At 68.8% G+C, this 6,094-nt stretch carries 6 protein-coding genes; 1 reads left to right on the forward strand and 5 read right to left on the reverse strand.

Translation table 11 applies throughout. From position 1 onward, the window contains the following. Positions 1-134: 134 nt before the first annotated feature. The 3 genes from CF68_RS25085 to CF68_RS25095 form a co-directional block, all read right to left on the reverse strand. Entirely contained in the window at positions 135-545 is a 411-nt protein-coding gene (locus CF68_RS25085; RefSeq protein WP_035824108.1) for a biopolymer transporter ExbD, read from the reverse strand. A gap of 15 nt (positions 546-560) precedes the next feature. Next, positions 561-2,321, reverse strand: coding sequence for a DUF2341 domain-containing protein (locus CF68_RS25090; protein WP_035824111.1), 1,761 nt, complete (start codon positions 2,319-2,321; stop codon positions 561-563). Positions 2,322-2,388: 67 nt separating this feature from the next. Further along, positions 2,389-4,038, reverse strand: coding sequence for a ShlB/FhaC/HecB family hemolysin secretion/activation protein (locus tag CF68_RS25095; protein WP_084187422.1), 1,650 nt, complete (start codon positions 4,036-4,038; stop codon positions 2,389-2,391). 326 nt (positions 4,039-4,364) lie between these two features. Between CF68_RS25095 and CF68_RS25100 the strand changes: the two genes are divergently transcribed. Further along, positions 4,365-4,718 carry a hypothetical protein gene (locus tag CF68_RS25100; RefSeq protein WP_051591676.1) on the forward strand — a complete coding sequence of 118 codons (354 nt, stop codon included), beginning with the start codon at positions 4,365-4,367 and terminating at the stop codon, positions 4,716-4,718. Positions 4,719-4,749: 31 nt separating this feature from the next. Here the strand turns inward: CF68_RS25100 and CF68_RS38655 are convergent, their stop codons facing one another. Both CF68_RS38655 and CF68_RS25110 read right to left on the reverse strand, forming a co-directional pair. Beyond that, positions 4,750-4,953, reverse strand: coding sequence for a hypothetical protein (locus CF68_RS38655; RefSeq protein WP_235205881.1), 204 nt, complete (start codon positions 4,951-4,953; stop codon positions 4,750-4,752). A 168-nt stretch (positions 4,954-5,121) separates the two neighbouring features. Next, positions 5,122-6,039: a DUF2950 domain-containing protein gene (locus tag CF68_RS25110; protein ID WP_035824114.1), complete on the reverse strand. Its 918-nt coding sequence runs from the start codon at positions 6,037-6,039 to the stop codon at positions 5,122-5,124. Positions 6,040-6,094: the final 55 nt, after the last annotated feature.

Genomic DNA, 6,094 nt, shown 5'->3' on the forward strand with positions numbered 1-6,094 from the left:
CAGGTACCAGATCAGCGAGGCCAGCGCGGCGAACACCAGCGCGCCGGTCAGAAGCCCGCCCCAGCGCCGCCACAGCGCGGCGGCGCGCTGCGCAGGCACGGGCATGGGTTCGCGATGGTTCACGGCTGCGCTCCTTATGCCGGCTTGCCGGTCACCAGACCGATCTGGTTCAGCTCGATCCGCCGCAGCAGGTCGAGCACCTCCACCACCTTGGCGTACTGCACCGAGGCATCGCCGCGCACGATCACCGGGAAATCCGGCGACAGCGCCTTCTCGGTGCGCAGGCGCTCCTCCAGCTCGGCCAGCGTGACCGGGTAGGCGTCCAGGAACACCTGCCCCGCGTTATCGATGGTGATGGCCTTGGTCTTGGGCTTTTCCAGCGCGACCGAGGCGCTGGCCTTGGGCAGGTCTACCTTGATGCCGGGGATGCTGGCGTTGCTGGTGAGGATGAAGATCACCAGCACCACCAGCAGCACGTCGACAAAGGGCGTGATATTGATGCCGCCCGTGCGCTTCCTGACGCCGAACTTGGCTGCGTTTGCCATGATTGCCGGCCCCGCTCAGGCGCGCTGCAGGACCGGGGCGCGCCGGCCCTCGCCCTGCTCTTCAGCCAGCCGCGTGGCGAACTCGTCCACGAACACGGCCATGTCGGCGCCGATGGCGTCCGAGCGCGAGGCCAGCCAGTTGTAGCCGAACAGCGCCGGAATCGCGACGCCCAGGCCCGCGGCGGTACACAAGAGCGCCGCCGCCATGCCCGGCGCGACCGAGTTGATGTCCACCGCGCCGGCCATGGCCGCCACCACGAACACCAGCATGATGCCGATCACCGTGCCGAACAGGCCCACATAGGGCGCGCCTTCGATGGTGGTGGACAGCCAGTTCATGCGGCTGGCCATGCGCTCGTTCTCGCGCACCATCACGCCGTCCATGGACGCGCGGATGGCGCTGATGGTGGCGTCGGTGACCGCGTTCAAGTCGTAGCCGAGCTGGTGCCGGCGGTGCAGCTCGTCCACGGCGACTTCATACAGGCGCCACAGCGACGAGTGCTCGCGGACCTCGGCCGGCACCCGGTTGGTCTTGGCCAGGTGGTCCAGCGACACCCCGGAGGCTTCGCGGAAATGCTCCATGAAGGCCACGTTGGCGCGCGAGACCGCGCCGAAGTTGCGGCCCTTGCCGATCATGATGGCCCACGACAGCGCCATCATGATGCCCAGCACGCCCACCACGATCCAGGCGTCCAGCGGCATGGCGGCGAGGATATAGCCGAAGTGGCTCTTGCCCGCCTGCTGCTCGTCCGGACCGAACACCACCAGGCGCGAATCGGCGCCCTGCGAGACGGCGTCGGCCAGCAGCAGCGCGGCCGGGCGCGCCACCTTCGACACGCGCACTTCATCGATGGCGCCGGTGAAGGCACCCTGCCCCGCGCTGTCCGCGCCGATGAAGGCGGGGGTGTTCATGGCGGGCAGCGCCGCCTCCAGCGAAGACGCGGCGCGGCCGGCCACGAACAGGGTCACGGTCTTGCCGTCGGCGTTGAGCGCCAGGTGCGACCACTGCCCGGCCTGCACCGGCTGGCCCGGATTGCTGCGCCGGCCATTGACCTGCACGAAGGGAACGCCCTGGTCGATGCCGATCAGCAGTTCACCGGCGCTGTCGCGGCGGGCATAGACCAGTTGCTGCGGACCAAGCTGGTCAGGCCGCACCCATGCGGAAAACGCGAACGGCGCGCCCGCCTGCAGCGCCAGCGAAGGCGAGGCCGGCAGTGCCAGCGCGGCGACGCCAAGCTGCGCGCCCTTGCCGATCACGGTGCCGTCCAGCGAGGTCACGGCGGTCTGACTGTGGTTGCCATAGGCAGTGGTGTCGCGCGCGGGCGCATTGCCTTCGGCAAAGTGGTAGACCAGCGTGAAGTCCGGATCGAAGCTGCGCTGGCCGTTGCCGGATGCAGGTGCCTTGGGATTGCCGTAGTACATCCACAGCTGTTGCTTGGCGCCCGCCGAGACCGCGGGCACGTCCACCCATACCAGCGCGATGCCCAGCAGCGGATCGAACTGCTCGATCTGGTGGTTCAGCACGGTCTTGTCGTCGCCGGCGACAAAGCGCAGGTCGGCGCCGGTCTCGCTCACGCCCTCGAAGCTGAAGTTGCCGGTATGCAGGCGCAGCAGCACCGGGGTGCGGCCGGCATCGCCGCCGATGGCGCCGCCCTGCGGGCCGGCATCGATGGTGACGGGCTTGCGGTAAGCCCAGTCGGGCTGCCACCAGGCCTGGGCCAGGCCCGGCAGGAGCATGCTCGCCAGCGCGAGCAGCAGCAGAAGGGAACGTCGCATGACAATGGTTCTCCGTTGGCTTGTATCGGAATGCAAGGTGGTAAGGCGTGGCGCGCGGCCGTGGTCGTCAATAGCTCGCGGTCACGCTGAAATTCAGGCGCGGGTCGTGTCGTTCGGTGCGCTGTCCGTCCTTGAGCGGGTAGCCCAGGTCGAGCCGGCCGCTGACGCGCCGCGCCAGCCGGAAGCTCGTGCCCAGGCCCACCGAGGCCAGCGAGAAGCGGCTGTCCTGCTCGGGCAGCGGCTCGCGCAGGCGCACCTGGCCGGCGTCGACGAAGGCATAGACGCGCCAGTCCTCGACCACGCCGCCGAAGAAGTCCAGCGGCGGCGTGCGCAGCTCCACCGAGCCCACCACGCCGTAGTCCCCGGTGCTTTCCGCCGACAGGTAGCCGCGCACGGAATTCATGCCGCCGGCCGCGATCTGCTCGCTGGACACCAGCGGCGAATCGGTGATCTGCGCGGCCAGGCGCCAGGCGAGCTGCGCGTTGCCCTTGAAGTTGTAGGTGCCGCTGGTATCGCCCTTGAGCAGCAGGAAGCTGGGCGAGGCCTTGTAGCGCTTGTAGTCGAACTGTTCCCAGTTACTGCCGTAGCCCAGGAAGCTGCGCGTGCCGGCGACCAGCGCTGCGTTGATGCCAAGCTGGCCGCGTTCGGTCTGGGTGAAACCCGCATAGGCAAGCGTGATCGGCGCGTACTTGAGCGGCACGGTGTCGCCGGCATTGCCCAGGCGCGTGACCTCCTCGTTGTCCTTGAAGTCCACGCCCAGGCTCAGCGTATGCCACCATGCCCCGGTGTCCGGCACGGTATAGGTGCCGCGCAAGCCGACGGAATGGCCCTTGCCCAGCACGCTGGTGCCGTTCACCGTGGCCACATTGCTGTCGGACATATAGCCCGACGCCTCCACGCTCCAGTTGCTGCCGCGGATCGGCGCCACATAAGAGCCGGACCAGACCTGGGTCTGGTTCAGGTCCTGCGGCGCGCCGAAGAAGCTCACGGACGCGCTGTGGCCCAGCTGCCAGAGGTTGTCGTGGCCCAGCGAGGCAAACGCGCGCAGCTCCTTCGTATCCGCGCTGTAGTCGTTGTTCAGGCCAGCGCTGGCGCGCCACGGGCTGCTGTCGTCGACCTTCAGGTCGACGTCCATGGTGCCCGGCATCGCGCCCTGCCGCACCAGCGGCACCACCTGGCGCTTGGCACTGCGGTTCAACGCGGTCAGCTCCGTCTGCGCCTGCGTGAAATCGGGCACCACGCCTTCCGCCAGCGCCGGCACCTGCTCGCGCACCTCCAGCGGCGAGTTGTACTCGGCACCGACCACGCGCACGCGGCCCACGCGGGTCTCGCTGACCTGCAGGATCACGATGCCGTCGGTGACCTGCTGTTCCGGCAAGTCGACGTAGACCGATTGGTAGCCCTTGGCCTGGTAGACCGCCAGCAACGCGTCGCGGGCGCCCTCGATATCCTTCATGGTGCGGGCCGGGCCAAGGAAAGGCGTGACCGCCCGCTCGATCGAACGGACATCCAGCACCGTATTGCCGCGCACGATGTACTCGTTCACGTTGACGCGCCGCTCGGCCTCGGCGGCCTGCGCGCTTGCCGGCGCAGCGGCCGCGGCCTGCTCCGCTGCCGCCTGCTGCGCCGCCGCCGTTCCCAGGGTTCCCAGTCCAATCACTGCCAGCCACACCGCCCGCCAGCACGAAGGCGGGCCGCTCTTCTTCACGTCATGCATTGGATTGACTCAAGCTTCTTGTTCGAATCGATTGCCGCCGCGCCCCTGCCGCAACGCCCTGACCAAGGGCACGGCAGGCGCGCATCCGATCGCAGGACATGATGGCGTGCCCTCATGTCAGCATTGCGCACGGTGCCTAGACGGACGGCACTGGCGCCGCCTGTCGTTTGTCACAAAAGATTCATCGAAGAAGAAAGAGGGAGGCGCGGGGACGCGAGTCAACGACAAATCCCTGCGCGAGGATGGTTCCCGCGAGCGCAGCATGCTGGCTATACTGCAGCGGCTTCGCCAGCGCCCTGCCTGGCGGCCAACCAAGGAGGTATCGGATGCGGACCTGGCTGACGCTATGCGCCGTTGCGGCGCTTGGACTGGTCGACATGGCACCCGCCGCCGCTGCAGGACCCGCGCCCTGTGTCGAAGTCGAGGTCAACGGCGAGCGCGCGCCTTCGTTCCCCTGCCTGACGCAGAAGCTGCAACCCGCCAACGCAGGCAAGCCGGCACGGCCAGACAGCGGACTGGCGGCCGAGGCCATCGCGCAGCGACCCTCGAACCAGCTCGGCCTTTATAACGAGGCAGCCACCACCCATCGCATGGGCAACACCTTCGGCACGTCGGTGTATCCGCAGCGCCCGGCCAGTCCCGCGCCGGGGGCGCCGGTCATTCCGCGCGCGCAGCCTTGAGTGGCTGGCGGCAAGGACGGCGCAGCGCGGCTCAGCGACCCATGCGCGCGTCGTAGCTGCGCGAGATGCGTTCGAGCAGGCGGGGATCGGACGGGTCGGTGCCGTCGAACTGCACCCGCACCGTGCCGTCGGCCTGGCGGCGCACGCTGGCCCTCACCGGCAGGTTGTTGCGGGTTCCTTCCACCGTGCCGGCCACGGCATCCTCGGTGCTGATCGCCACGCCCTGGTCGCGCATGGCGCCGGCGGCCGCCGCAAAGGCGCGGGCGGAGCGGCNAGCGGCTGGGCTGCAGCCCCGGGTAGGTGGTCGGGACCACCTCGGCAGGGTAAGGGTAGGGATAGCATGCCGTCAGCACCGGCACTGCGGCGAACACGGCAACGCCCGCCAGGACCCGGAGCCCATGCTTCATGGTGTCACCTTGCTCCAGCCAGGGCCGGGATCGAAGGTCTTGGTCGCCGCGGCCTTGCCGGCGCTGTCGGTGCCCAGGTCGCGTTCATAGACCTGGCCGTCGTGGCTGACCATGAAGCTCTTCACGCCGGTATCGCCATACCGCACCGGCCAGGCCAGCACGGCGAAGCCGCCAAACAGCTTGCCATTGACGACATAGTTGTACGCGCCGCCGGGTGCGTTGGGGCCCTGGGCCGTCAGCAGCTTGTAGTGATAGCCGTAATAGCCGCCCTGCCCCGGATTGCGCTTGCCGGCCGTCAGGAATGCGGCCCCGAGCGGGCTGGGCGGTGCGCCATCCGACGTCGGCCAGTACAGCCCGTCCTGCTTGCCCGGCGTACTTGCAAGCTTGCCGGCGTAGGCCAGCAGGCCGTCGCCGTCATGGTCGGTCCGGGCGTATTCGCGTTGGGCGTCATAGACCGCGAGCATGGCCTGGATCACCGCGAGTTCATTGCGGCCGATGCGGCGTATGCGCATCTCGTCGACCCCGGCACGCGTATCGAACTGCCAGCCCTTCGATGTCTTCACCAGCGGCACTGGCAGGGTCCAGCCGTCATTGCCTACCGCGATGCGGGCATGGCTGTCGCCCTCTGGCTTGACCGCATGCGAGATCCGCCAGGCCTCGAGAAAGCGGTACCGTATGTCGGCGCCGACAGGCGGGATCAGGTCGTGGAACCTGGCGCCCAGCAGCACCTTCATGGCCTCGTCGTCGCTGGTGGCGACTGCCTCGCCAAAGGCGTTCATGGCGGCCTCGGGGGTTTTGAAGGCCTTCTGCGCGTGCGCGGCGTGCATGCCGGCAACGGTCAGCGCGAGCGCAAGCGCCAGCGCGCAGGCCAGGCGGCCAGGCAGGGATCGGGCAAGGCTTAGTGGTGACGTCATGATCGAGGCTCCCTGGTCCGCTAGCGCCTGCCACCGCGTCCGCCGCCGCCACGGC

Origin of the sequence: Cupriavidus sp. SK-4, from assembly GCF_000611125.1 — a bacterium.
Classification (GTDB): domain Bacteria; phylum Pseudomonadota; class Gammaproteobacteria; order Burkholderiales; family Burkholderiaceae; genus Cupriavidus; species Cupriavidus necator.

What these genes read in the sequence shown, in the direction of transcription:
- CF68_RS25085 (WP_035824108.1), bottom strand. Translation starts at nt 545, where the DNA reads ATGGCAAACGCAGCCAAGTTCGGCGTCAGGAAGCGCACGGGCGGCATC.
- CF68_RS25090 (WP_035824111.1), bottom strand. Translation starts at nt 2,321, where the DNA reads ATGCGACGTTCCCTTCTGCTGCTGCTCGCGCTGGCGAGCATGCTCCTG.
- CF68_RS25095 (WP_084187422.1), bottom strand. Translation starts at nt 4,038, where the DNA reads ATGCATGACGTGAAGAAGAGCGGCCCGCCTTCGTGCTGGCGGGCGGTG.
- CF68_RS25100 (WP_051591676.1), top strand. Translation starts at nt 4,365, where the DNA reads ATGCGGACCTGGCTGACGCTATGCGCCGTTGCGGCGCTTGGACTGGTC.
- CF68_RS38655 (WP_235205881.1), bottom strand. Translation starts at nt 4,953, where the DNA reads ATGCGCGACCAGGGCGTGGCGATCAGCACCGAGGATGCCGTGGCCGGC.
- CF68_RS25110 (WP_035824114.1), bottom strand. Translation starts at nt 6,039, where the DNA reads ATGACGTCACCACTAAGCCTTGCCCGATCCCTGCCTGGCCGCCTGGCC.